The 24,571-nt window shown below is 44.7% G+C and carries 23 protein-coding genes, 1 tRNA gene and 1 riboswitch; of the genes, 14 read left to right on the top strand and 10 right to left on the bottom strand.

Annotation, left to right across the window (positions count from 1 at the left end; translation table 11 throughout):
• Nucleotides 1–545 precede the first annotated feature (545 nt).
• From moaE to moaA, 5 genes are all read right to left on the bottom strand, one after another.
• Nucleotides 546–1,001 (bottom strand): molybdopterin synthase catalytic subunit MoaE, encoded by a 456-nt coding sequence (gene moaE, locus VA249_RS04630; RefSeq protein WP_221069115.1) that lies wholly within the window; start codon nucleotides 999–1,001, stop codon nucleotides 546–548.
• Between the two features lies 1 nt (nucleotide 1,002).
• Nucleotides 1,003–1,260: a molybdopterin synthase sulfur carrier subunit gene (gene moaD / locus VA249_RS04625; protein WP_221069114.1), complete on the bottom strand. Its 258-nt coding sequence runs from the start codon at nucleotides 1,258–1,260 to the stop codon at nucleotides 1,003–1,005.
• Complete coding sequence (gene moaC, locus VA249_RS04620; RefSeq protein ID WP_005433216.1) at nucleotides 1,260–1,736, bottom strand: cyclic pyranopterin monophosphate synthase MoaC; 477 nt, start codon at nucleotides 1,734–1,736, stop codon at nucleotides 1,260–1,262. The genes moaD and moaC overlap by 1 nt, the downstream gene beginning before the upstream one ends.
• A gap of 25 nt (nucleotides 1,737–1,761) precedes the next feature.
• A complete protein-coding gene (moaB, locus tag VA249_RS04615; protein WP_128811251.1) occupies nucleotides 1,762–2,274 on the bottom strand; it encodes a molybdenum cofactor biosynthesis protein B in 513 nt (170 codons plus the stop codon).
• Between the two features lie 96 nt (nucleotides 2,275–2,370).
• Complete coding sequence (moaA, locus tag VA249_RS04610) at nucleotides 2,371–3,360, bottom strand: GTP 3',8-cyclase MoaA (RefSeq protein ID WP_221069113.1); 990 nt, start codon at nucleotides 3,358–3,360, stop codon at nucleotides 2,371–2,373.
• Nucleotides 3,349–3,482, bottom strand: a riboswitch (molybdenum cofactor riboswitch). Its footprint overlaps the gene before it by 12 nt.
• A 173-nt stretch (nucleotides 3,483–3,655) precedes the next feature.
• On the opposite strand from moaA, the gene VA249_RS04605 reads away from it, so the two are divergent.
• Entirely contained in the window at nucleotides 3,656–4,549 is an 894-nt protein-coding gene (locus VA249_RS04605; RefSeq protein ID WP_221069112.1) for a YvcK family protein, read from the top strand.
• A gap of 76 nt (nucleotides 4,550–4,625) precedes the next feature.
• Here VA249_RS04605 and luxU read toward each other — a convergent pair whose 3' ends face one another.
• The 3 genes from luxU to uvrB all read right to left on the bottom strand — a co-directional run bounded on the left by luxU (nucleotide 4,626) and on the right by uvrB (nucleotide 8,707).
• Complete coding sequence (luxU, locus tag VA249_RS04600) at nucleotides 4,626–4,970, bottom strand: quorum-sensing phosphorelay protein LuxU (RefSeq protein ID WP_221069111.1); 345 nt, start codon at nucleotides 4,968–4,970, stop codon at nucleotides 4,626–4,628.
• A complete protein-coding gene (gene luxO / locus VA249_RS04595) occupies nucleotides 4,967–6,370 on the bottom strand; it encodes a quorum-sensing sigma-54 dependent transcriptional regulator LuxO (RefSeq protein ID WP_221069110.1) in 1,404 nt (467 codons plus the stop codon). Before luxO ends, luxU begins: the two co-directional genes overlap by 4 nt.
• A gap of 306 nt (nucleotides 6,371–6,676) precedes the next feature.
• Nucleotides 6,677–8,707, bottom strand: coding sequence for an excinuclease ABC subunit UvrB (gene uvrB / locus VA249_RS04590; protein ID WP_221069109.1), 2,031 nt, complete (start codon nucleotides 8,705–8,707; stop codon nucleotides 6,677–6,679).
• Between the two features lie 558 nt (nucleotides 8,708–9,265).
• Between uvrB and VA249_RS04585 the strand changes: the two genes are divergently transcribed.
• The 11 genes from VA249_RS04585 to VA249_RS04535 all read left to right on the top strand — a co-directional run bounded on the left by VA249_RS04585 (nucleotide 9,266) and on the right by VA249_RS04535 (nucleotide 20,260).
• Nucleotides 9,266–9,341, top strand: a tRNA-Asn gene (locus VA249_RS04585).
• Between the two features lie 389 nt (nucleotides 9,342–9,730).
• Nucleotides 9,731–12,028, top strand: coding sequence for a formate C-acetyltransferase (gene pflB, locus VA249_RS04580; RefSeq protein ID WP_221069108.1), 2,298 nt, complete (start codon nucleotides 9,731–9,733; stop codon nucleotides 12,026–12,028).
• Nucleotides 12,029–12,340: 312 nt separating this feature from the next.
• Entirely contained in the window at nucleotides 12,341–12,919 is a 579-nt protein-coding gene (rsxA, locus tag VA249_RS04575) for an electron transport complex subunit RsxA (RefSeq protein WP_042523119.1), read from the top strand.
• Nucleotides 12,920–12,922: 3 nt separating this feature from the next.
• Nucleotides 12,923–13,516, top strand: coding sequence for an electron transport complex subunit RsxB (rsxB, locus tag VA249_RS04570; RefSeq protein ID WP_128811257.1), 594 nt, complete (start codon nucleotides 12,923–12,925; stop codon nucleotides 13,514–13,516).
• A gap of 8 nt (nucleotides 13,517–13,524) precedes the next feature.
• On the top strand, nucleotides 13,525–16,137 hold the full coding sequence (gene rsxC, locus VA249_RS04565; RefSeq protein WP_221069107.1) for an electron transport complex subunit RsxC: 2,613 nt from the start codon (nucleotides 13,525–13,527) through the stop codon (nucleotides 16,135–16,137).
• Nucleotides 16,137–17,183, top strand: coding sequence for an electron transport complex subunit RsxD (rsxD, locus tag VA249_RS04560; RefSeq protein WP_128811259.1), 1,047 nt, complete (start codon nucleotides 16,137–16,139; stop codon nucleotides 17,181–17,183). Before rsxC ends, rsxD begins: the two co-directional genes overlap by 1 nt.
• A 7-nt stretch (nucleotides 17,184–17,190) precedes the next feature.
• Nucleotides 17,191–17,829 (top strand): electron transport complex subunit RsxG, encoded by a 639-nt coding sequence (gene rsxG / locus VA249_RS04555; protein WP_211919727.1) that lies wholly within the window; start codon nucleotides 17,191–17,193, stop codon nucleotides 17,827–17,829.
• The gene (locus VA249_RS04550) at nucleotides 17,822–18,514 is read left to right on the top strand and encodes an electron transport complex subunit E (protein WP_221069106.1); all 693 of its coding nucleotides are present in this window, start codon (nucleotides 17,822–17,824) and stop codon (nucleotides 18,512–18,514) included. Before rsxG ends, VA249_RS04550 begins: the two co-directional genes overlap by 8 nt.
• 79 nt (nucleotides 18,515–18,593) lie before the next feature.
• On the top strand, nucleotides 18,594–19,235 hold the full coding sequence (gene nth / locus VA249_RS04545) for an endonuclease III (RefSeq protein ID WP_221069105.1): 642 nt from the start codon (nucleotides 18,594–18,596) through the stop codon (nucleotides 19,233–19,235).
• Nucleotides 19,236–19,266: 31 nt separating this feature from the next.
• Nucleotides 19,267–19,683 (top strand): lactoylglutathione lyase, encoded by a 417-nt coding sequence (gene gloA / locus VA249_RS04540; protein WP_221069104.1) that lies wholly within the window; start codon nucleotides 19,267–19,269, stop codon nucleotides 19,681–19,683.
• Nucleotides 19,684–19,825: 142 nt separating this feature from the next.
• Nucleotides 19,826–20,260, top strand: a complete 435-nt coding sequence (locus VA249_RS04535; protein ID WP_221069103.1) for a DUF2753 domain-containing protein — start codon at nucleotides 19,826–19,828, stop codon at nucleotides 20,258–20,260.
• 111 nt (nucleotides 20,261–20,371) lie between these two features.
• Here VA249_RS04535 and motY read toward each other — a convergent pair whose 3' ends face one another.
• The gene (gene motY, locus VA249_RS04530; protein ID WP_221069102.1) at nucleotides 20,372–21,253 is read right to left on the bottom strand and encodes a flagellar protein MotY; all 882 of its coding nucleotides are present in this window, start codon (nucleotides 21,251–21,253) and stop codon (nucleotides 20,372–20,374) included.
• Between the two features lie 461 nt (nucleotides 21,254–21,714).
• Here motY and rnt point away from each other — a divergent pair, with 461 nt between their 5' ends.
• Together rnt and VA249_RS04520 are read left to right on the top strand one after the other, a co-directional pair.
• On the top strand, nucleotides 21,715–22,359 hold the full coding sequence (rnt, locus tag VA249_RS04525) for a ribonuclease T (RefSeq protein ID WP_221069101.1): 645 nt from the start codon (nucleotides 21,715–21,717) through the stop codon (nucleotides 22,357–22,359).
• Nucleotides 22,360–22,387: 28 nt separating this feature from the next.
• A complete protein-coding gene (locus tag VA249_RS04520) occupies nucleotides 22,388–23,713 on the top strand; it encodes a Na+/H+ antiporter family protein (RefSeq protein ID WP_221069100.1) in 1,326 nt (441 codons plus the stop codon).
• 119 nt (nucleotides 23,714–23,832) lie between these two features.
• On the opposite strand, the gene VA249_RS04515 is transcribed toward VA249_RS04520, so the two are convergent.
• Nucleotides 23,833–24,462, bottom strand: coding sequence for a DsbA family protein (locus VA249_RS04515; protein WP_211919732.1), 630 nt, complete (start codon nucleotides 24,460–24,462; stop codon nucleotides 23,833–23,835).
• Between the last annotated feature and the right edge of the window lie 109 nt (nucleotides 24,463–24,571).

Here is a 24,571-nt window from a genome sequence, read left to right as displayed (position 1 = left end):
TCCAAGTTTTTCATTAGCATCCATGACTTCTTTGTAAGGCTCTGGAACGGTCAGTGCTTTAGAATTTTTTTGTGCACATTTTGAGCATAAAACTCTAAAACCTTACAAAGACTGCGGCACACATTAGCAATCATCAAAGTAATTTGCCATAAACAATCGGCAAAAAAACTAATAATTCTGTAATTAGTGCTTATATTTAGCAATAAATACCAAACAAAAAGTATTGCTTAGCGAAATAGGAACTAACGCGTCCGCTTTGCAGCTAAAACTATCGATAAATCTAAAATTAAACGAATTTTTAGCATCATTCGCTAGGTATTTCGCAACAAATTAACATTTGCAACTCTTAGCGTCTAACCAATAATCGTATATGTATCGCTCGATATTGCTGTATTGTGAGCAACATCACCGTGACTAAAAAGCAGATGAATACTTGGTATAATTTGCATTAGATAAAGGCATGGAAGAACAAAAAGCCAGAATGAAAAAGGCCAGAGGGATTAACCTCTGGCCTTTCATATCAGATAGGTAACGCAGTAATGGCTTTACTTTTCCCAGCGTCGCGCAGCCTGATGATCAGTCTCACGTGACTCAATCCAGCGGTTCTCACTGGTTGTTCGCTCTTTTTTCCAGAATGGAGCCTTAGTTTTCAAGAAGTCCATGATGAACTCGCAAGCATCAAACGCTGCGCCACGATGCGCGCTAGAAACGCCAACAAAAACGATTTGGTCGCCGGTATCTAAATCTCCAACACGGTGAATAACACGAACGCCTAGCAGTGGCCAACGTGATTCGGCCTCATCACAGATATCAATCAGACTTTTCTCAGTCATGCCCGGATAATGCTCAAGATGTAGTCCAATGACATTATCGCCAAGATTCATATCGCGAACTTTACCGATGAATGTCACTACCGCACCAGAGGCTGTCCCCTCAGATAGTCGTTGGTACTCATGATCAACAGAAAAGTCTTCTACTTGTACAGAAACGCGAGGATCCATCTTAGCCCCCTGTTACCGGCGGGAAGAAAGCGACTTCATCGCCCGATTTTACTTGCGTATCTAACGGAACAATCGATTGATTTACCGCTGCTAACAGCTTACCCGGCTCAAGAGCTAGGTCCCACTTACCGTCTTGGTTTGCACCAACATCGACTAAGTGTGCTCGGATCGCTTCCACGCTATCAAATTGGTCTTCTAGCTCAAGACTATCAATACCAACGAGCTCGCGAGTTTGAGCAAAGAAAAGTACTTTAATCATTATTCCGCCTTGAAGTGTCCTGATTTACCGCCCGTTTTTTCTAATAAACGAACTTGACCAATCACCATATCTTTTTGTACCGCTTTACACATATCGTAAATCGTCAATGCTGCTACAGAAGCCGCTGTTAACGCTTCCATTTCTACGCCTGTCTTGCCAGCAAGCTTACATACGGACTCGATACGAACTTTGTTTTCCGCTTCAATTGCTTCCAATTGAACTTCAACTTTAGACAACAATAGCGGGTGACAAAGTGGGATCAAATCCCAAGTTTTCTTTGCAGCTTGAATGCCAGCAATACGTGCTGTTGCAAACACATCACCTTTATGGTGCTGACCAGAAACAATCAGTTGTAGTGTTTCTGGGGCCATGTGTACAAACGCTTCTGCGCGTGCTTCACGAACGGTTTCCGCTTTTGCAGATACGTCCACCATGTTTGCTTCGCCGGACGCATTGATATGGGTAAATTGGGTCATCGTTTTTGTTCGCCTTTTAGAAAGGTTATACAGATAGGTGTGGCATGAAGTTGCAAGGACGGTGGCTTGCATCCAGTTGCTGCTTGATGATCTTTGTCCAACCAGTACGGCATGCACCTGTTGATCCAGGCATCGCGAAAATCACGGTGTGGTTAGCAAAACCTGCGATCGCACGAGACTGAATCGTTGATGTGCCTATTTCTTCATAAGACACTTGACGGAACAATTCACCAAAACCCTCAACTTCTTTGTCGAAAAGTGGCTTAAGTGCTTCTGGAGTGCTATCACGAGAAGTAAAACCAGTACCACCAGTGATCATAATTGCCTGTACATTTTCATCTGCAATCCACTGAGAAACAATTGCACGAATCTTGTACATATCATCAATAACGATCTGTTTGTCAACGACGTTATGACCCGCTTCTTTTGCATGCTCAACGAGGTAGCCGCCAGAAGTGTCATTTTCTTCAGTACGAGTGTCAGAGACCGTTAGAACGGCAATATTTGCAGCTTGGAATTTGCTTTCAGCGTGACCCATTTGTTCACCTATTCTCTAATTTGATTTTGATACGCTAGGTATCGATTCTGGAAAAGTCATCAGAAGCCACGTCAGCTCCTGATGTAAAATCTGAATTTAACCGCCGATAGACGCAAGATGTGGCGTCATACCAGTATTGCCATCATGCAAGAAGTGACTCACGGATTTCGTTTGGAGTTGCGCTTGGATACGCTCAATCAATTCGTTTTCTTGCTCGTCACGTTCTAGCAGGTCACGTAGCTCAACACCATGATCACCGAACAAACAAAGGTGCAGTTTACCCAGTGCCGATACACGAAGTCGATTACAGCTCTCACAAAAGTCTTTTTCATAAGGCATGATCAGACCGATTTCACCTTTATAATCTGGGTGAACGAATACCTGTGCAGGTCCATCATTGTGAGAACGAACTTTGAGTAACCAACCATTTGCAATTAATTGATTTCGAATTGCGACACCAGAGACATGGTGCTTAGTAAACAAATCATCCATCTCACCAGTTTGCATTAATTCAATAAAACGCAGTTGGATAGGACGATCTTTAATCCAGTTAAGAAAAGCCGGAAGTTCGTTGTGGTTGAGGTCTTTCATCAGTACCACGTTGACTTTCACTTGATCAAAACCCACTTCAAATGCTCGTTCAATACCATTCATCACTTCAGTGAACTTATTTTCACCCGTGATTTGATGGAACATGCGAGGATCTAAGCTATCAACGCTAACGTTAATATGAGTAAGGCCGGCATCACGCCATTCTGCCACTTGCTTCGCCATGCGGTATCCATTGGTCGTCGTTGCGACTTTTTTGATACCCGGCGTGGTTGCGACTGAGTGAATAATGTCAGTAAAATCTTTACGTAAACTCGGCTCACCACCAGTGATACGAACCTTTGAGGTACCACAATCTGCAAACGCCTTAACAACGCGTTTGATCTCTGGTAGAGATAAAAAGGACGAGTTTTTATTGCCCGATGGCTTGTAGCCGTCAGGAAGGCAATAGGTACATTTGAAATTACATACGTCAGTCACAGACAGACGCAAGTAATAGAACTTACGATGAAATTTGTCTTCGAATTGTTGCGCCACGGAACACCTTTCCAAACACGGGAGGCATGCTCATTTCCAATCATGCCCTTGTGACAGAATGTCACTGGCTCAAAACGCCTATCCATAGACTTAGCATAGTGAGCTCGGAGTTATGGCAACCAAGGGAAATCCCCCTGATAGCTTTGCTGTGTAAAATACTTAAAATTTGTAATGGGATCCAGACTTAAGCACGAAAAAACCGCTTAATAGACACAATTTACCGCTTATTAAGTACCGTTACACTCTTCATTAAGATAAATTGTAGTCGTTTTTGCCCAATTATTAGAAGAACGAAATGAATATCTACACCGAAAAAAAAGTGGTCGCAGTTGGCGGTGGTCACGGGTTAGGCCGTATGTTGGCGGCACTCAAAGACTTTGGTAGCAATGCAACTGGTATTGTTGCAACAACAGATAATGGTGGTTCTACGGGCCGAATTCGTCATTGCCAAGGGGGCATTGCTTGGGGGGATACTCGTAATTGCATCAACCAGCTTATCACTGAGCCCTCAATTAGTTCGATGATGTTCGAATATCGATTTAAAGGAACTGGTGAACTTGACGGCCATAATCTGGGTAACTTGATGCTAACAGCGTTGGATAACTTATCCGTGCGCCCACTTGATGCGATCAACCTGATCCGCAACATGCTCAAAGTCGATGTCAATATTCTGCCAATGTCTGAGCATCCATCTGACTTAACTGCGCTTTCTATCGACGGACAGATAGTAACGGGTGAAACCAATGTCGATGAAATGGATACCGATTTACGTCGTCTCGATTTATCACCAGAAGTACCAGCGACGAAAGAAGCCGTCACCGCCTTATCTGAAGCTGATGTCATTATTCTTGGTCCTGGTAGCTTTTTAACGAGTATCATGCCACCGCTGTTGCTACCAGAAATTGGCAAAGCTATCGCGACCAATAGTAAAGCGAAAGTGATTTTCGTTGCGAACCTAAGCCCAGAATATGGCCCAGCAGGCCGCATGAACATGGCACAGAAACTAGAATGGTGTGAACGTGCCTGCCAAGGTCGAAAAATTGATGTCGTGCTGGCTGAAGAGACAGAACAAGAAGTACTAGATAATTGGAACGTAGTCACAGAATCATTGGCTTCAACAAACCGCGATTGGCGCCACGATCGTGACAAGTTAAAACTTGCTGTGGAAAACCAATTGATCACCAAATAAGTCAATTTTCAAAAAGCATATATAACAAAGCCCATTCAATGATGGGCTTTGTAATTCTAAACGTATTCTAACAACATTATTTAGTCCAAGCGCGATAAGCCTCTTGAGTGCGCTCTAATAGCTTAAGCATCTCATTAACTTCTGGCCCTTGCGGTGTTAGCGCACACGATTTTACTTTAGCATCAATCGTGACAGCGAGCTCACAAAGCTGATCCGCACCAAAACTCGCAGCACTGCTCTTTAAAGCGTGGCTAATCTCTCTTAGATAGGCATCTTGTTCCTCAGCTTGAAAGCGAGAAAGATTCATAATATACGTGTCTAGTTCACCAAGAAAAATTTCCAACAAAACAGGCACATTATCACTGCCAATATCTAGCGACAATTGGTCTATCTTGCTCTGATTTAATATATCCATATTCATACGTTTTGTTTTTCTTCTTTCGTTCCCCAAGCTTGAAGCTTACGATAAATCGTTGATGGGCTGACATCTAAATATCCTGCCGCTCTAGGAATATTCCCATCACAAGCCTTGATCGCCTGCTCAATGGCTTCTTTTTCAGTCATCCATAACGGGGTGATGTCTGACGCCGTTATCGCCTTTTGAGGCATTGGGCTTACAATGGCACGGCCAACAAGCGGCATATTAAGCGGAGGCGGTAGCATATCGATGGTAATCTCTTTACCATTATTTAGCACCACGATATTCCTCAGAACGTTTTGCAATTGACGAACGTTTCCAGGCCACTCATAGCGATTAAATTTATCAATCACGTCTTGAGAGAAACGAACAAAGCTCTTGCCTTCTTCATGAGACATGTAACCTAATAACGAATAAGCGATTTCGATAACATCCTCACCACGTTCTCTTAGTGGTGGCAGGTGCAACGGAATCACATATAAACGGTAATACAAATCTTCACGAAAGCGCCCTTCTTGCACCTCTTTCCATGGGTCCCGGTTCGTCGCACATACAAAGCGCACGTCCACACTCTTCATTTTTGAAGAGCCCACTTTTTGGAATGTCCCCGTTTGGATGAATCTCAAAAGCTTGGTTTGTAAATCCAAGTCCATTTCACACAACTCATCAAGGAACAAGGTACCACCATCGGCGAGTTCTGCGGCGCCTTGACGATCATTAGCAGCGCCCGTAAACGCACCTTTTACGTGACCAAACAACTCGCTCTCAATGAGGTCTTTTGGAATGGCAGCACAGTTAATGGCAATAAATGGCTTATCACCGCGTTTACTCGCTGCGTGAATGGCTTCAGCACACACTTCTTTACCCGTACCACTCTCACCGGTGATAAAGATACTCGCTTTACTACTGGCTGCAGAGTCAATAGTCCGGTAAACCTGCTGCATGGTTTGGCTACTGCCGATAAAACCTTGATAACTTTGGTTGCCCGGATTGTTAGCTTCGTTTTTCAGCTTAGTGGCTTTGCGAATCGCATTATTTACGGTAACGCGTAATCGGTCTGCTTCACATGGTTTGATCAGGAAATCTTGAGAACCATGACGCATCGCTTCTACAGCGGTATCAATCGAGCCGTGAGCAGTCATGAAGATAACAGGCACACTTGGGTGACTATCTTTAACCTTATGTAGCACATCCATTCCCGTCATATCTGGCAGACGAAGATCTAACAGAATAAGGTCAGGGGTGCGATGATTTAAACTGTCGATCGCTTCTCGGCCAGTACCGACAATGTTAATGTCGATGCCAAGAGGCGTAAGGTATGAACGGTATAATGCGGCGACAGACGCGGTATCTTCAACCATCAAAAGATAACGAGACTTTTGACCATCTGGTTTATGTTGCATAATCTAGCCATTTTTTGTTGTATTTTAAATAATAATCGCATTACGCATTGCATTTTGCAAACAAACTGTCTGCAATGCTTAAATTTACAAAGTGACTTAGATTAAATATCAATATGTTAAAAAATGGCACAAAGCATGCTGTCTTTCAAGTGACCCCTCGGGTCACCTAGCCAACTGACGTTGTTAGTGGGTTCTGTGCCCACAAAAAAGCCAATAGATCCGACTGCCTATTGGCTATTTTTTTGTGTCCATGACATCCCTAACCGTTATGTCGCCCCATCAGCACGGATAAGCGATGAATACCCTCTAGCTGTTGGTAATAAATTGCGCGCGTAACTTCTCTATTTCATCACGTTTTTGCGCGGCCAACTCAAACTCAAGATCTTGAGCATGCTGATACATCGCAGCTTCAAGGCGGCTGATCTCTTTGTCCAATTGTTGTGGGGACATCACTTCATAAGTTTGCGAGTGCTCTGCTACTTTGGACAGCGGTACCTGCTTATTATTACGTTGACGCTTAGACTTGGTAATATCACCCAGTTCCATAATGTCTTTGATATTGCGCTTCAATGCCTGCGGTTCAATCCCCATCTTCGCATTGTAGGCCTGCTGCTTTTCACGACGGCGTTCCGTTTCATCTATCGCCTTTTTCATCGATTTAGTGATCGAGTCACCGTATAAAATCGCCTTACCTTCAATGTTACGTGCAGCACGACCAATCGTCTGAATGAGTGAACGCTCCGAACGTAAGAAGCCCTCTTTATCTGCATCAAGGATCGCCACCAGCGAAACCTCGGGCATATCTAAGCCCTCACGCAACAAGTTGATTCCAACCAACACATCAAACTCACCAAGACGTAGGTCACGAATAATTTCAACCCGCTCAACGGTATCAATATCCGAATGCAAATAACGAACGCGAACATCATGTTCATGAAGATATTCTGTTAAATCTTCCGCCATTCGTTTTGTCAGTGTAGTGACCAAAACACGCTCATCTTTTGCTGAACGAATTCGGATCTCAGACAACAAATCATCAACTTGAGTCGCCACTGGGCGAACTTCTAATAACGGATCGAGCAGCCCTGTTGGGCGCACAACCTGATCCGCTATCTCACCCGCTGATTTTTCAATTTCATAATTTCCTGGCGTCGCAGAAACAAAAATCGTTTGTGGCGAGATGGCTTCAAACTCTTCAAACTTCATTGGACGGTTATCCAACGCAGACGGCAAACGGAAGCCATACTCAACCAAAGTCTCTTTACGTGATCGGTCACCTTTGTACATTGCGCCAATTTGAGGCACCGTCACATGCGATTCATCAATGATGAGCAAGCCATCATAAGGCAAGTAATCAAATAGTGTTGGGGGCGGCTCCCCCTCCGCTCGACCACTTAAGTAACGCGAATAGTTTTCTATGCCCGAGCAAAAGCCGAGCTCATTCATCATTTCAATATCAAATTGGGTCCGCTGGCTAATACGCTGTTCTTCAAGTAGTTTGTTATTGTCTAGCAAATACTTCTTGCGTGATTCCAACTCAACTTTGATGTTTTCGATCGCTTCAAGCACACGATCTCGCGGCGTTACATAGTGAGTTTTGGGATAAATCGTAAAACGAGGCAAATCACGTTGTTTCACCACTCCAGTCAGCGGATCGAAGACACTAATACAATCCACTTCATCATCAAACATTTCAATACGAACGGCATCTTGATCTGATTCCGCAGGGAAAACGTCAATCACTTCCCCTCGAACACGGAACTGGCCACGTTCAAATGCGACGTCATTGCGTGAGTATTGCAGCTCAGCAAGGCGACGTAGCATATCGCGCTGATCAATCACATCACCACGACGCAAGTGCAGCATCATTTGTAGGTACGACTCTGGATCACCCAAACCATAAATAGCAGAAACCGAAGCGATAATAATCGCATCTTTACGCTCTAATAGTGCCTTGGTCGCCGACAAACGCATTTGTTCAATATGAGCGTTAACCGAAGCATCTTTTTCAATAAAGGTGTCTGTCGTAGGCACATAGGCTTCTGGCTGGTAATAGTCATAGTAAGAAACAAAATACTCAACCGCGTTATTTGGGAAAAACGCTTTCATTTCGCCATAAAGTTGCGCAGCAAGTGTTTTATTCGGTGCGAGCAAAATTGCCGGACGTTGGGCCTGAGCGATCACATTTGCCAACGTGAAAGTTTTACCCGACCCCGTTACGCCTAAAAGTGTCTGGTGGGCAAGGCCATCATCCAGTCCCTCTAATAACTTTTTGATCGCCGTAGGCTGATCGCCTGATGGCTGATAATCAGAGACCAGCTCATAAACTTTACTCATACTTTCCCTCAAATTTACTGCACTGAAGCTGTATATATATACACCTTGAGAAATGAAATCTACGTTTGTCTAGGATTTATAGCTCATTGTCATTAATTTTTGCGATTTATTGACTTAACACTAGCCATTTTTTTCTGACTCTGATATATTTCTTCGCCCTACAAGACGGACCGCCCTGGTTCACTAAAGATTTATTTCCACAAGTTTTCCCCAAAATCAGCTAAAACGCATTTTTATCCCCAGTAAAATAATTTTCAACCAACTTGGTTATATTTCCTACAACTCCAATAATCTCTTGTTTTATCGGTGTATTAGATGCGAAATTGCATAAAAATCTCACACATTAACAATACCTGTTGCATATAAGACAATGTTACTCAGATTTCATCAACATACTTATCCACAATTTTAGTGGATAAGTAATGCTAGCCCTTTACTGGCAAGGACTACAAAAAAGTAAAGCCTGAAAAGAAATATTTTTCACAAAAATATGTTTTTAAAATATTGACACGTTTTTAAGTGCTCGGTAATATTTGCCCCGCTTTCAAGCAAAGCAATTCCTCCTTAGCTCAGTTGGTAGAGCGACGGACTGTTAATCCGCAGGTCGCTGGTTCGAGCCCAGCAGGAGGAGCCACATTCCAGAATAAGCCGTGTCGAACGACGCGGCTTTTTCGTATCTGCTCTCCGATACCAACATGAGTGCGATGTTAAGTTGCGCCATCAAATTACCTCTTGCAACCCCGACTGACTAAAAGCCCATCACTCAATCCGTATTACTATTGATTTACCCATAAGTTTTAATTTGCCCAAAAGTTCACTGTATCAAGCAACATATTTGTATGTTTCAACACCAGGATTATCCATAAGTTATTGAAACTTAAATTAATGCAATTTAATCATCTAAAAAATGAAAAGCATTCATTTTACTCATACATGGTAACCCCCTACGATTGACAGGGTTAAGAATGGTTCCGTCCTACTCGTCGCCTCCATTCTATTTATCAATAACTTAGGGGTTTACTAATGACTATTCCGACGACTGATATGCTAGACGCATGGGCTGGATTCACTGCTGGTAAATGGCAAAACTCTGTCAACACTCGTGACTTCATCCAAAAAAACTACACACCGTACGAGGGAGACGAGTCCTTCTTAGCCGAGGTTAGCACATCCACTTCAGCATTGTGGACCCAAGTCCTTGAAGGCATTAAACAAGAAAGCCGCACACACGCTCCTGTTGATTTTGATACCGATCTGCCATCAACGATTACTTCTCACGATGCGGGTTACATCAACAAAGATCTAGAAAAGATCGTTGGCTTACAAACCGATCAACCACTAAAACGGGCAATCATCGCTAATGGTGGTATTCGCATGGTGAAAAACTCGTGCGAAGTTTATGGCCGCGAATTGGATCCAACGGTTGAAAAGATCTTCACTGAATACCGCAAAACTCACAACAAAGCATGTTTCGACCTGTACACCAAAGAAATCTTAGCGTGTCGTAAATCTGGCATCATCACTGGTCTTCCTGATGCCTATGGCCGTGGTCGTATCATTGGTGACTACCGTCGTATCGCCCTTTACGGTATCGACTTCTTAAAAGCGGACAAAAAAGAGCAATACAACTCGACACAAACTTTCCTAGAGCGCGGTGGCGATCTTGAGAAAACGCTTCGTCTACGTGAAGAAATTGCAGACCAAGTTCAAGCGCTTGAAGACATTCGTCAAATGGGTTTGAAATACGGCATTGATATGTCGCTACCTGCAAAAACAGCGCAGGAAGCGATTCAATTTACCTACTTTGGTTATTTGGCGGCGGTTAAATCACAAAATGGCGCAGCAATGTCATTAGGTCGTACATCGACTTTCCTAGACGTTTACCTAGAACGTGATATCGCAAATGGCTTGATTGATGAATCGCAAGCACAAGAGATGATCGACCACTTCATCATGAAACTGCGCATGGTTCGCTTCCTTCGTACACCAGAATACGATTCATTGTTCTCTGGCGATCCAATCTGGGCAACAGAAGCGATGGCAGGTATGGGAGTTGATGGCCGTACGCTAGTATCTAAAACGACATTCCGATACTTACATACGCTCCACACTATGGGTCCTGCTCCTGAGCCGAACATGACGATTCTTTGGTCAGAGCAATTGCCAGAAGCGTTCAAGCAATACGCGGCAAAAGTGTCGATTGATACCTCTTCTGTTCAATATGAAAACGACGATCTAATGCGTCCTGATTTCGATAATGACGACTACGCGATTGCATGTTGTGTGAGCCCGCAGATTGTTGGTCAGCATATGCAGTTCTTTGGTGCACGTGCCAACCTTGCAAAAGCGCTGCTTTACACTATCAATGGTGGTATTGATGAAAAATCAAAAGCGCAAATTGGTCCGGTAGTGGACAAAGTTCAAGATGAAATTCTCGACTTTGATACTTTGATGCCACGCTTCGATAACATGTTGGAATGGCTAGCAACGCAATACGTCACAGCCTTGAACATCATCCATTACTCGCATGACCGTTACAGCTACGAAGCGTCACTGATGGCATTGATGGATCGCGACGTGCACCGCACTATGGCGTGTGGTATTGCAGGTCTGTCTGTTGTCGCTGACTCGTTGGCAGCCATTAAATACGCGACCGTAAAACCCGTTCGTGATGAAGATGGCATCGCCGTTGATTTCGAAATCGAAGGTGATTATCCAAAATTTGGTAACAACGATGCCCGTGTTGATGACATCGCTTGTGATCTGGTTGAGCGCTTCATGAAGAAAATTCAGAAAATGCACACCTACCGTGAAGCAGTGCCAACTCAATCGATCCTAACGATCACATCTAACGTGGTTTACGGAAAAAAAACGGGTAATACGCCCGATGGCCGTCGCGCAGGTATGCCATTTGGCCCGGGGGCAAACCCAATGCACGGTCGTGATGAAAAAGGTGCGGTTGCGTCTTTGGCATCGGTTTCTAAACTGCCATTTGCTTACGCGAAAGATGGTATTTCTTACACTTTCTCAATTGTGCCTAACGCATTGGGTAAAGATGAGTTGAGTCAAAAGAAAAACCTAGCCGCATTGATGGATGGTTACTTCCATCACGAAGCAAGCAACGAGGGCATTGCGATTGAAGGTGGCCAACATCTTAACGTCAACGTTCTAAACCGAGAGATGTTATTGGATGCAGTTGAACATCCAGAGAAGTACCCTCAATTGACGATTCGAGTGTCTGGCTATGCGGTACGTTTTAACTCCCTCACTCGAGAGCAACAACAAGACGTGATCAGCCGAACCTTTACAGAAAAACTGTAATCGCCAGATTGTAAAATAATCAAAGCTCATGCCTCTAACTCATTAGGGGTATGAGCTTTTTTCGTTTCTGGCAAACCACAAGAAGTGACACCAAAATCATCAACAACACGTGCGTTAAATCAGTGGCGGTAATTGCGCTTGTCTTTGTTAACAACCATTCATCAAAGTTTTCAATTTCTTATTAATTCATCCACTCCCATCACAGAGACGTATATTTTTCCATCGTGTGCATAAAACCACACCGTTCACTGGTTGTTATTGGTGTCACAAAACACGATAATATCGGGATCGGATTTTATGAACGTAATAACTATGACCGAATATATTTTGTTGTTGGTTGGCACTGTGCTAGTGAACAACTTTGTACTGGTGAAGTTTTTGGGCTTGTGTCCTTTTATGGGCGTGTCTAAAAAACTGGAAACTGCCATTGGTATGGGCCTAGCAACGACATTCGTGCTAACGCTTGCATCTGTGTGCGCCTATCTAGTAGAAAGCTACATTCTTCGTCCATTGGGCATTGAATACTTAAGAACCATGAGCTTTATTTTGGTGATCGCCGTTGTGGTGCAATTTACCGAAATGGTTGTGCACAAAACCAGTCCAACCCTTTATCGTCTGCTGGGCATCTTTTTACCATTGATCACGACGAACTGTGCGGTTCTAGGTGTAGCTCTGCTTAACATCAATGAGAACCACAATTTCATCGAATCGATCATTTACGGTTTTGGTGCGGCTGTCGGCTTCTCACTGGTTCTGATCTTGTTTGCTTCCATGCGTGAGCGTATCGCTGCAGCTGACGTGCCGGTTCCATTTAAAGGCGCCTCTATCGCGATGATCACTGCGGGCCTGATGTCTCTTGCCTTTATGGGCTTTACAGGTTTGGTGAAGTAAACGATGAGTACCATTCTAATAGCGATCATCGCGCTTGCAGCCCTTGCAGCGGTATTCGGTGCCATACTTGGTTTTGCATCCATTCGCTTTAAAGTAGAAGCGGATCCCATTGTTGACCAAATTGACTCTATTCTTCCGCAAACACAATGTGGACAATGCGGCTATCCTGGCTGTCGCCCATACGCTGAAGCAATTGCTAACGGCGATAAAATCAATAAGTGCCCTCCAGGTGGTCAAGCAACCATTGAAAAGCTGGCAGATTTGATGGGTGTTGAAGCAGAAGAGTCGGCACACGATCTCGACAGCAAGGTAAAAACCGTTGCTTTCATCCATGAAGATATGTGTATCGGTTGTACTAAGTGTATTCAAGCCTGTCCGGTTGATGCGATCGTCGGCGGCACAAAAGCCGTTCATACCGTCATCAAAGACGAATGCACCGGTTGTGACTTGTGTGTATCCCCTTGCCCAACAGACTGTATTGAAATGATTCCTGTGGAAACCACCACAGAGAGCTGGAAGTGGAAACTCAACGCCATTCCAGTGGTTAACATTACGGATGCTGCTAACGCAGCGAACGTGACTGATTCAATTAAATAAGGTTTCATATGTTGTCTTTGATTGAACAAATTCGTACTGGTTCGCTATGGGATTTCCCAGGTGGCGTGCATCCGGCAGAAAATAAAAAGCAATCCAACAAAGCTGACTTGGTTCATGCTGCCATTCCATCAGAAATCGTCCTGCCGTTAAAGCAGCACATTGGTAAAGCAGGTAATCTATTGATTACCGTCGGCGACACAGTGTTGAAAGGTCAACAATTAACGGCTTCAGACAGTGGCTTCACCGTTCCTGTTCATGCCCCGACTTCTGGTCAAGTTACCGCGATCGAACCACGTACTGTTGCTCACCCATCGGGCTTGAGCGAACTGTGCGCCGTGATTACGCCTGATGGTAACGACACTTGGTGTGAAAAAACGCCGGTTGCCGATTACACCCAAGAGTCTGCCGATACGCTGATTGACGTTATTCGTCTTGCAGGCATTTCAGGCATGGGTGGCGCAGGCTTCCCAACAGCTAAGAAAATCCAATCAGGTATTGCGCGTACTGAAATTCTTATCGTCAACGCGGCAGAATGTGAACCTTATATCACTGCCGATGACAAACTCATGCAAGAGCATGCGGACGAACTGATCCAAGGTATCGAGATCGTCGAGCATATCCTTAAGCCAAAACTGACCATCATCGGTATAGAAGATAACAAGCCAGCGGCAATCAAAGCGCTAGAGCAAGCGGCGATGAACAAAGACATCGTGATCCGCGTTATCCCAACCAAGTACCCATCTGGTGGTGAGAAACAGCTCATCAAAATTCTGACCAACAAAGAAGTACCAAGCGGTGCTATTCCTGCAGACATTGGCATCTTGGTGCAAAACGTGGGGTCTCTGTATTCAATTAAACGTGCCGTTGTTAATGGCGAGCCAATGATCAATCGTATCGTGACGCTGACAGGGAAAACCTTTAAGCAACCACGTAACGTTTGGACGCTTCTTGGCACACCAGTTCAAGCGCTGTTGGATGAATTTGGCTACAAAGCGGATAAGAAACTTCAGCGCCTGATCATGGGCGGTCCAATGATGGGCTTCACCCTCCCCCACGCTCAAGTTCCAATCACAAAAACAGCAAACTGTATTTTGGCACCGAAACGTCGAGAGATTGTATCGGACCAATACGAAATGGAATGTATCCGTTGTAGCCAATGTGCTGAAGCTTGCCCAGCTTCGCTATTGCCACAGCAACTTCAGTGGTATGCAAAGAGCCAAGAATACGACAAGTTAGAAGAGCTAAACCTAAAAGATTGTATTGAGTGTGGCGCGTGTGCGTTTGTGTGTCCTAGTGAAATTCCACTGGTTCAATACTATCGCCAAGCGAAAGCTGAAATCCGTACTCGCGCTCAAGAAGCGGCATCAGCAGAACGTGCCAAGTTGCGCTTCGAAGAGAAAAAAGCACGTATGGAGCGCGAAAAGACAGAACGCGAGAATCGCTTTAAGAAAGCCGCTGATGACCGTCGTAAAGATATGAAGTCATCGGGCGGTGACGATGCGATTGCTGCAGCGATTGCTCGTGTGAAAGCACAAAAAGAAAACACCGAGGCACAAGCAGAGCCGGCAATGAAACCTGCGGTTGCTGCCGCAATTGCGAAAGCAAAAGCCAAACAAGCGGCCGCAGCTCAATCAGGCGCAGCTGAACCGGATAACTCAGAAATGGCGAAATTGCGTGAAGAACGCAAACGTCTTGCTCGTGAACGCAAGGCCGAAAAAGAACAAGGCGAAGCACCTGTAGAAAGTGCTGATGATAAAAAGTCAGCCGTTGCTGCAGCGATTGCCCGAGCTAAAGCGAAAAAAGCTCAACAAGAAGACACATCAACACCTACTGAAGCGGGTGATAAGAAAGCAGCCGTCGCGGCAGCTATCGCCCGAGCTAAAGCGAAAAAAGCACAACAAGAAGATTCAACCGAGTCTGTAAAAGCTGAAGCGCCAGCAGAACAAACGGAAGATCCGAAGAAAGCTGCTGTTGCCGCTGCGATTGCTCGTGCTAAAGCGCGCAAAGCTCAGCAAGAAGACTCTACGGAATCTGCAGAAGCGGAAACACCTACGGAGCAAGCTGACGATCCGAAGAAAGCTGCAGTTGCTGCTGCCATTGCTCGTGCTAAAGCGCGCAAAGCTCAGCAAGAACAATCAGCAGAGCCTGCTGAAACAGAAGCATCTGCTGAACAATCTGAAGATCCAAAGAAAGCCGCTGTTGCTGCTGCCATTGCTCGTGCTAAAGCGCGAAAAGCTCAGCAAGAACAATCAACGGAGCCTTCCGAAACCGCTGAACCCACTGAGCAAACGGACGATCCAAAGAAAGCTGCTGTCGCTGCTGCCATTGCTCGTGCTAAAGCACGCAAAGCTCAGCAAGAACAATCAGCAGAGCCTGTTGAAACCGCTGAACCAACGGAGCAAACGGACGATCCAAAGAAAGCCGCTGTCGCTGCTGCCATTGCGCGCGCCAAAGCACGTAAAGCTCAGCAAGAACAATCAGCAGAGCCTGCTGAAACCGCTGAACCAACTGAGCAAACGGACGATCCAAAGAAAGCCGCTGTCGCTGCTGCCATTGCTCGTGCCAAAGCACGCAAAGCTCAGCAAGAAGCAAATAAAAATAATACTGAGGAGAACGAGTAATGTCGTTTTTTATTGCCAGTTCACCACATGCTCACAGCCGTCGTAGCACGCCTGACCTAATGAAGTGGGTAGCGCTGTGCGCTCTCCCTGGCTTAGTGGCTCAAACCTATTTCTTTGGTTGGGGAACGCTCATCCAATTGGTGTTCGCGATTGCAATCGCAGTTTCACTCGAAGCTTTAGTCATGCTAGCTCGTAAACGCTCGCCAATGCGTGCGCTGCGTGATAACAGTGCAATCGTAACCGCATGGCTACTGGCTGTCGCGATCCCACCTTGGTCTCCATGGTGGATCATGGTCATTGGTTTGATCTTTGCTATTGTCATTGCCAAGCACTTATACGGTGGAATTGGTCAAAATCCATTCAACCCAGCAATGGTTGCTTATGTTGTATTGCTGATCTCTTTTCCGCTGCAAATGACCAGTTGGAGTGCACCGTCATCCTTGATGACTGAGCATGTCAGCTTTGCTGATACTTTATCGATCATCTTCACTGGCTACGACTTTGATGGTTTATCGCTACAACAGGTGCGTGCCGGTGTCGATGGCGTGACAATGGCAACACCATTGGATGCGTTTAAAACAGGTATCCATTCAGGAGCAACGCCAAGTGAAGTGCTATCTCAACCAATGTTTGGCAGTCTTGCGGGTATTGGTTGGCAATGGGTCAATATCGCCTACTTCATCGGCGGTCTTGTTATGATCAAAAAGCGCATCATCCAGTGGTACATTCCAGCCGGTTTTCTTGCAAGCTTAACGATTTTAAGCGGTGCATTTAGCTTACTAACGCCGGGAGAAACTGCATCACCAATCTTCCACCTACTATCAGGTGCAACGATGTTAGGTGCATTCTTCATCGCAACGGATCCTGTTTCAGCTTCTACTACGGTGAAAGGTCGCTTAATTTTTGGTGCGCTTATCGGCGCATTGGTATTTATTATTCGAAGTTGGGGCGGCTTCCCAGATGGCGTTGCATTCGCCGTTCTGCTTGCCAATATGTGTGTGCCGTTGATCGACTACTACACCAAACCAAGAACTTACGGTCACTGAGGTAAACATGTTAACCGCTATTAGAAAAAATGGTCTGACACTGGCAATCTTCGCCTGTGCAACAACCGGTCTTGTGGCACTGACTCAGTACCTGACTAAAGATCAAATTAAGCTACAGGAGCAAAAACAACTGCTCTCTGTTCTTAACCAAGTAATCCCACAAGAGATGCATGACAATAATTTGGTCGCGTCATGTACTATGGTATCTGCACCCGACCTAGGCACCGTGCGCTCAATGCCAACATATATCGCAACCAAAGATGGTCAACCAACGGCTATGGCGATCGAGTCTATCGCCCCAGATGGCTACAATGGTGAAATTAAGATCATTACGGGTATCGATAATCAAGGCAAAATTCTTGGTTCCCGAATCTTAAGCCACCAAGAAACACCGGGATTGGGTGATAAAATTGATTTGCGCGTAACGGATTGGATTTTGAGTTTCACAGGAAAACAAGTGACCGAAGAAAACTGGAATTCTTGGCATGTTCGCAAAGATGGTGGTGACTTCGATCAGTTTACTGGCGCAACCATTACCCCTCGTGCGGTAGTGAAAGCGGTAAGAAACACGGTAAATTACGTAAACAAATCCCGTAATGATATTCTGAACCAGCCGCTAGACTGTGCAGGAGAAAGTCATGAGTGAAAATAAACTGCTAATGAAAAACGGCATGTGGAGTAATAACCCAGCCTTAGTGCAACTTCTTGGGCTATGTCCTTTGCTTGCGGTTTCTTCTACCGTTACCAACGCACTTGGTTTGGGTATTGCAACCTTACTGGTTCTAGTCGGGTCAAACGTGACGGTTTCAATGATCCGTAACTACGTACCGAAAGAAATCCGTATTCCTGTTTTCGTTATGATCATCGCAGCATTAGTGACCTGTGTTCAGCTATTGATGAACGCTTATGCTTACGGTTTGTATTTATCTCTGGGTATCTTCATCCCACTGATCGTAACCAACTGTATTATCATCGGTCGAGCAGAAGCATACGCATCAAAGAACGATCCACTGCCTGCTGCACTTGATGGTTTTTGGATGGGCTTAGGTATGACAACAGTATTGGTCATACTGGGTGCGATGCGCGAACTTATCGGTAACGGAACATTGTTTGATGGTGCCGACCTACTATTAGGTGACTGGGCTGCCGCACTGCGTATTCAAGTATTCCACTTCGATAGCAGCTTCCTACTAGCATTGTTACCGCCAGGTGCTTTCATCGGCGTAGGGCTTTTAATTGCACTGAAAAACGTTATCGATAGCTCAATTCAGGCACGTCAGCCGAAAGAAGAAAAGCCTGCTATTGAGCGTGCTCGCGTCACTAACGCATAATATAAAAATTATAAAATCAAGGCTCTACCACTCGTAGGGCCTTTTTCATAAACCGCAAAGACGGGTTTGGAAGTCAGCAATGAATAAAATCAAAAGAATTGAAATTCTCGAACGACTTCGAGAAAACAACCCCCATCCTCAAACAGAGCTCAACTGGAGCACTCCATTTGAGTTACTCATCGCCGTCCTGCTTTCTGCACAAGCGACGGATGTAAGCGTGAACAAAGCAACAGACAAACTCTACCCTGTTGCCAATACGCCACAAGGCATTCTTGATTTGGGTGTCGATGGGTTAAAGGAATACATCAAAACCATCGGGCTATTTAACTCGAAAGCAGAAAACACCATTAAGACATGTAAGATCTTATTAGAAAAACACAATGGTGAAGTGCCCGAGGATCGTGCAGCACTTGAAGCGCTACCCGGCGTTGGACGAAAAACCGCTAACGTCGTACTGAATACTGCCTTTGGTTGGCCGACCATCGCTGTCGATACGCACATTTATCGCGTTTCAAATCGCACTAAATTTGCAATGGGTAAAACCGTCGACGACGTAGAAGAAAAACTTCTCAAAGTAGTGCCAAAAGAGTTTAAGCTTGATGTACACCACTGGCTGATCCTTCATGGGCGCTACACTTGTGTGGCTAGAAAACCACGCTGTGGAAGCTGCATCATCGAAGATTTATGTGAATTCAAAGAAAAAGTGTACCCAGACGAATAAACTCGTCTGAAACAATCGCTAGGAGCAAAAAATGTCAAACGGTCGAATTCTTCACACCATGTTACGCGTGGGTGATTTAGACAAATCAATCAAATTCTACACTGAAGTAATGGGTATGCAGCTACTTCGTACTAACGAAAACAAAGAGTACGAATACACGCTCGCATTCCTAGGTTACGGTGATGAATCTCACGGTGCCGTTATCGAGCTGACTTACAACTGGGGTAAGACAGAATACGACCTAGGCACTGCTTTTGGTCATATCGCAATTGGTGTGGACGATATCTACACAACATGCGATGCAATCAAAGCGGCAGGTGGCAACGTTACGCGTGAGCCAGGTCCAGTAAAAGGTGGCAGTACACATATCGCTTTCGTTAAAGATCCTGATGGTTACATGATAGAGCTGATCCAAAACAAACAAGCATCTGCAGGGCTAGAGGGTTAACACTCCCCCGCATTAAAACTTGCACATTACAGGCAGATCTGAGATCTGCCTGTAATTTATCAAAACAGATAAACAAACCACTTTACATAATAATGATTATCGTTTAGGTTTTGCCGCGACATGAATATGCGGGACAGCGATAATGATCAGTGAATGGGAACAGCACACACTTCTTGCCGATACAGCACTTCAACTTGATGACCCTATTCGAAGTATTCTCCATTACCAACAAGCACTTAGCTTAAGTGAAGATATCAGCGAGTGCATTGAAATCGATGCCGATGAGCGCCTCTTGATTTCTGTCATTTCATGCCACAATCTTGCGCAATTTTGGCGTTGGGCAGGAGATACCGAGTATGAGCTCAAATATCTTCAATTGGCTTCAGAAAAAGTACTGACATTGATTCCTCAATGCCCAAACAAGAACTGCGCGAGCTTCATTGACTCCATAGGCTGTTGTACAAAAGCACTAATAGATTTTATGAAGCGCCACCCAAATCCATCAATCGCCAAGCAAGTAGAAAAAATTGATACCGCAACAAACTGCGAAATCATCGCAAAATTCCGCTTAAACTGAGATTCATAAATCGTACTTCCCGCTATATAAAAAGCTCAAGACGTCATGCTATATAAAAAACGCCAGAGTAAAACTCCGGCGCTTTTCAGTCGTTCCACTTTTAATGTCTCGTCAGACTTGTGCTCGCCCAAGAGAAATGACCACTCGGCGGTTCTTATCTTTGCCAATTGGAGAGCCATTATCTGCAATTGGGCGACGCTTACCGTAGCCTTGAACTTGGATTCGATCCTCTGGTAAACCGAGTGACTGAAAATACGCCCGCAGCGATTCAGCTCTGCGCTCAGACAGACTCTGGCTTGCACTTTTACCATCCGTTGAATCGGTATAAGTAGCGACTAATACCAAATCAATGTCCTGATTGTGTCGAACATAATCGGCAATCTGAGCAAGACGCTTTTTCGAAGCCTTAGTCAGCTGATCGCCTTGACGTTCATAATGAAGAATGGTGAATGCGATGTCTTCAAAACTGTATTTCAACAAATTCGAGATACAATCACTAAACGCATTGTATTTGCTTTGAAAAAGCACCGATGACAATGAGACCTCAATTCTTTGATCGCGGCTTTGCCAGTCTTGATAACTAAACGTAGGATAACGCCCTTTCTCTAACTCAGAGAGGATACCCCAAGCAGTCTGCCCACCCACATAGCCGTCAAACTGTTTGAAAAATTGGAGGTTCGTTAAACGATCTGCATGCTCGCCAGGTCGCCATGGCGGAGGCATAGAAATCAAACTCACGTTGCGCGTCTCTCCCATGGGACGACGCATTTTTAACTCAAAATCCAAGTTAATTTTTTTACTCGCACGAGATGAAAATACCGCATCACCGAAATTTGGAATCGGATGAACAAGTTGGCATTCCAAAGGCGTATTCATCACCATTTCCCACTGAGATTGTTGTGGTGTGGCAACATAACGCTTCCCCATCGAGGCAACACTGCTCACACTGAACAAGGACAACGCAATACCGGTGGTTACTAGCCATCTATTCATCTGGGTACAATCTCTCACGGCAGTCAATTGCCGCTTCGTTGAATCAATTAAAAACGAATCTATTTATGCAAAAATCCCGCCAATATCGTGCTTTTGTCACCATGTCATGTCTATTTGAAATACCGATTAAAAATAGCATTACCCTTTGTATTATCTAACTCAAACATCCACCCCCAAGCCAATTTCCATACTATTTACTTAAGTAACAAAGAGTTAAATGAATACATAAAGAGAAATACAGCGAGTTATTTTATGCGCCGTACGGTTTTTACGCCGTTCTAGCAAGTAAATAAAGCGATAAATAACATCACGAGAATAGTGGATGTTCTCAACCACCGTTTTTGGTTATAAATCTTCGACACGATATGTAAAACAGAATTTTACATTTATCTAAAATTGCGGTTTTTCTCATCGATATAATCTGCAATAATGCAATGTTCGTCACACTAAAATAAACCAACATGACTATAGAAAATGAAGCTCTAACCTTGAAAAAACGCTTTCGTGGTTATTTCCCAGTGGTAGTTGACGTTGAGACCGCAGGTTTCAATGCGCAAACTGATGCACTTTTGGAAATCTGTGCCGTAACCTTATCGATGGATGAAAACGGCGATCTGCATCCGGCTTCCACCATTCATTTTCATATCGAGCCTTTCGAAGGGGCCAATTTAGAGAAAGAAGCTTTAGATTTTATTGGTATTCGAGATCCGTTTAGCCCTTTACGGGGCGCCGTGTCTGAGCAAGAAGCACTAAAAGAAATTTATAAGCTAATTCGTAAAGAGCAAAAAGCAGAAGACTGCTCTCGTGCGATTATGGTTGCACACAATGCTGCATTCGATCTAAGTTTTGTAAATGCAGCCAATGAGCGCTGTAAGCTGAAAAGAGTCCCTTTTCATCCTTTTGCCACTTTTGACACCGCGACATTAAGTGGACTTGCCTATGGACAAACCGTACTGGCCAAGGCATGTAAAACTGCTGGGATGGAATTCGACAATCGTGAAGCACATTCGGCGCTTTACGATACGCAAAAAACTGCAGAGCTATTCTGTGGCATCGTCAACAAATGGAAGGCCCTTGGCGGTTGGCCGCTTGTCGACGAAGAATAATAAATAAACACAACATATTGGGAATAGTATGAACCCTGTCGTTATATCTGTGTGCGTCATGCTTGTATTAGCATTGATGCGCGTAAACGTGGTGGTAGCCCTCACGTTTAGTGCCATCGTTGGTGGCCTTGTTGCTGGCATGAGCCTTGGAGACACCGTCTCTGCATTTGAAAGTGGCCTTGGTGGTGGTGCAACTATTGCGTTGAGTTATGCAATGCTTGGTACATTCGCCGTTGCGATTTCAAGATCGGGGATCACCGACTTACTTGCTAAAAGCGTCATCAAACGTTTAAATGGTAAAGACACCGCCGCTTCTACAACGGGCCTAAAGTACGCCGTACTTGTCGCTCTTGTTCTTGTTACTATGTCTTCTCAGAACGTTATCCCAGTCCACATTGCGTTCATTCCAATTTTAATTCCACCTCTACTTGGTGTATTTGCGAAGCTGAAGCTAGACCGTCGTTTGGTTGCTTGTGTCCTGACTTTTGGTCTGATCACGCCATACATGGTTCTACCGATCGGTTTTGGTGGTATTTTTCTCAACAATATTCTTTTGAAGAACCTACATGACAACGGTTTGACTGATGTTGTCGCGAGCCAAGTCCCAACAGCTATGCTATTGCCTGGCGCGGGTATGGTCTTTGGTCTTTTAACTGCTATTTTTGTCAGCTACCGTAAACCACGTGAGTACAAAGAAACGGAACTAACCGTTGTTCATGAGTCAGGTGAAAAACTCAATAAGAAGCACATTTTTGTCGCTGTTCTGGGTATTATTGCCGCACTCAGCGTGCAACTTTACACTGGCTCAATGATCATCGGGGCGCTTGCTGGTTTCATGGTGTTTACATTCGGTGGTGTTATCGCATGGAAAGAAACCCATGATGTTTTCACTAAAGGTGTGCACATGATGGCGATGATCGGTTTCATCATGATCGCAGCGGCAGGCTTTGCAGCGGTAATGAAACAAACGGGTGGCGTGGAAACACTGGTTCAATCACTTTCGACCAGTATTGGCGATAATAAGCCTCTTGCCGCCCTGCTTATGCTCGTTGTCGGCCTATTAGTTACGATGGGTATTGGTTCGTCATTCTCGACCATCCCAATCCTAGCAACCATTTACGTTCCACTCGCGCTGGCATTTGGCTTTTCGCCAATGGCAACCATCGCACTCGTTGGTACGGCAGCCGCTCTAGGTGATGCTGGCTCTCCAGCGTCTGACTCAACATTAGGTCCAACATCAGGCCTAAACGCAGACGGGCAACACGAGCACATTTGGGAAACCGTTGTTCCAACCTTTATCCACTACAACATTCCACTGATCATCTTCGGTTGGATTGCTGCGATGGTACTTTAATCCTCTGTTCATAATGATTAAAACGAACCGAAAGCCAAAACGGTAAAATGGACAGCTACGAAAAAGCCGCTCGATTGAGCGGCTTTTAGTTATTTACATCGTAACGAATAAAGCGAAGCTTATTGCGCTGGCATGTTCTCAATGATGCGCTCTCGAATAAGCTTAAGTGTCGCTTCTGTCGACAAGTAATCCACTTCAATAGGGAAATAAGCATCATCAATTTGTAGAACCAGACTCGGGTAAGCATTCACGCCCAAACCTTTCGCTAAGCTCAATTGATCTTCAAAAACACCCTCTAGTAACGCGCCATCCATGTCGTTCTTAAACTGTTGAACGTTTAATCCGATCTCTTTTGCTAACTGCAAATGGGTCGCCTCTTCATGAGGTGGCATAGCGCGCAGATAGTACGCGTGCTGAATCGCTTCTAGCATCTGCTCGTAAGAATCTTGAAAACCTGCTGCGATAACCGCTCGACAGGCTTGGTACGTACTGCGCACCGGAGTGCATAGCGTCCAGAAATCGTAATTAAATTTGGTACCAAGTTGCGCTTCGATTTGTTTCCAAATTTGCTCAATTTTCTGCTGCATTTCTGGTGGCATTGGCAGATTAGTATCTGGCGCAAGCCCACCCACCACATACTCGAACTGAATCACCCCTGGTAGCTGCTGTTTTAATTTGTCAATGGTTGGTTTGTAACCCCAACACCAACTGCACATAGGGTCATGTACGTAGTAAAGCTTTATATTCACTGTAATTTTTAAACCTATAAAATCAAAAACTTATGATAGAAACTTAATGAAGTGGCGACCAAATGGCGACAAATCTAATTTACATCTTGGTTTTTGCTTGATCTCTGCT

The organism is Vibrio alfacsensis (genome assembly GCF_019670485.1).
Classification (GTDB): domain Bacteria; phylum Pseudomonadota; class Gammaproteobacteria; order Enterobacterales; family Vibrionaceae; genus Vibrio; species Vibrio alfacsensis.
Note: the sequence above shows the minus strand (reverse complement) of the source record. Positions and strands in the feature narration are given on the sequence as shown.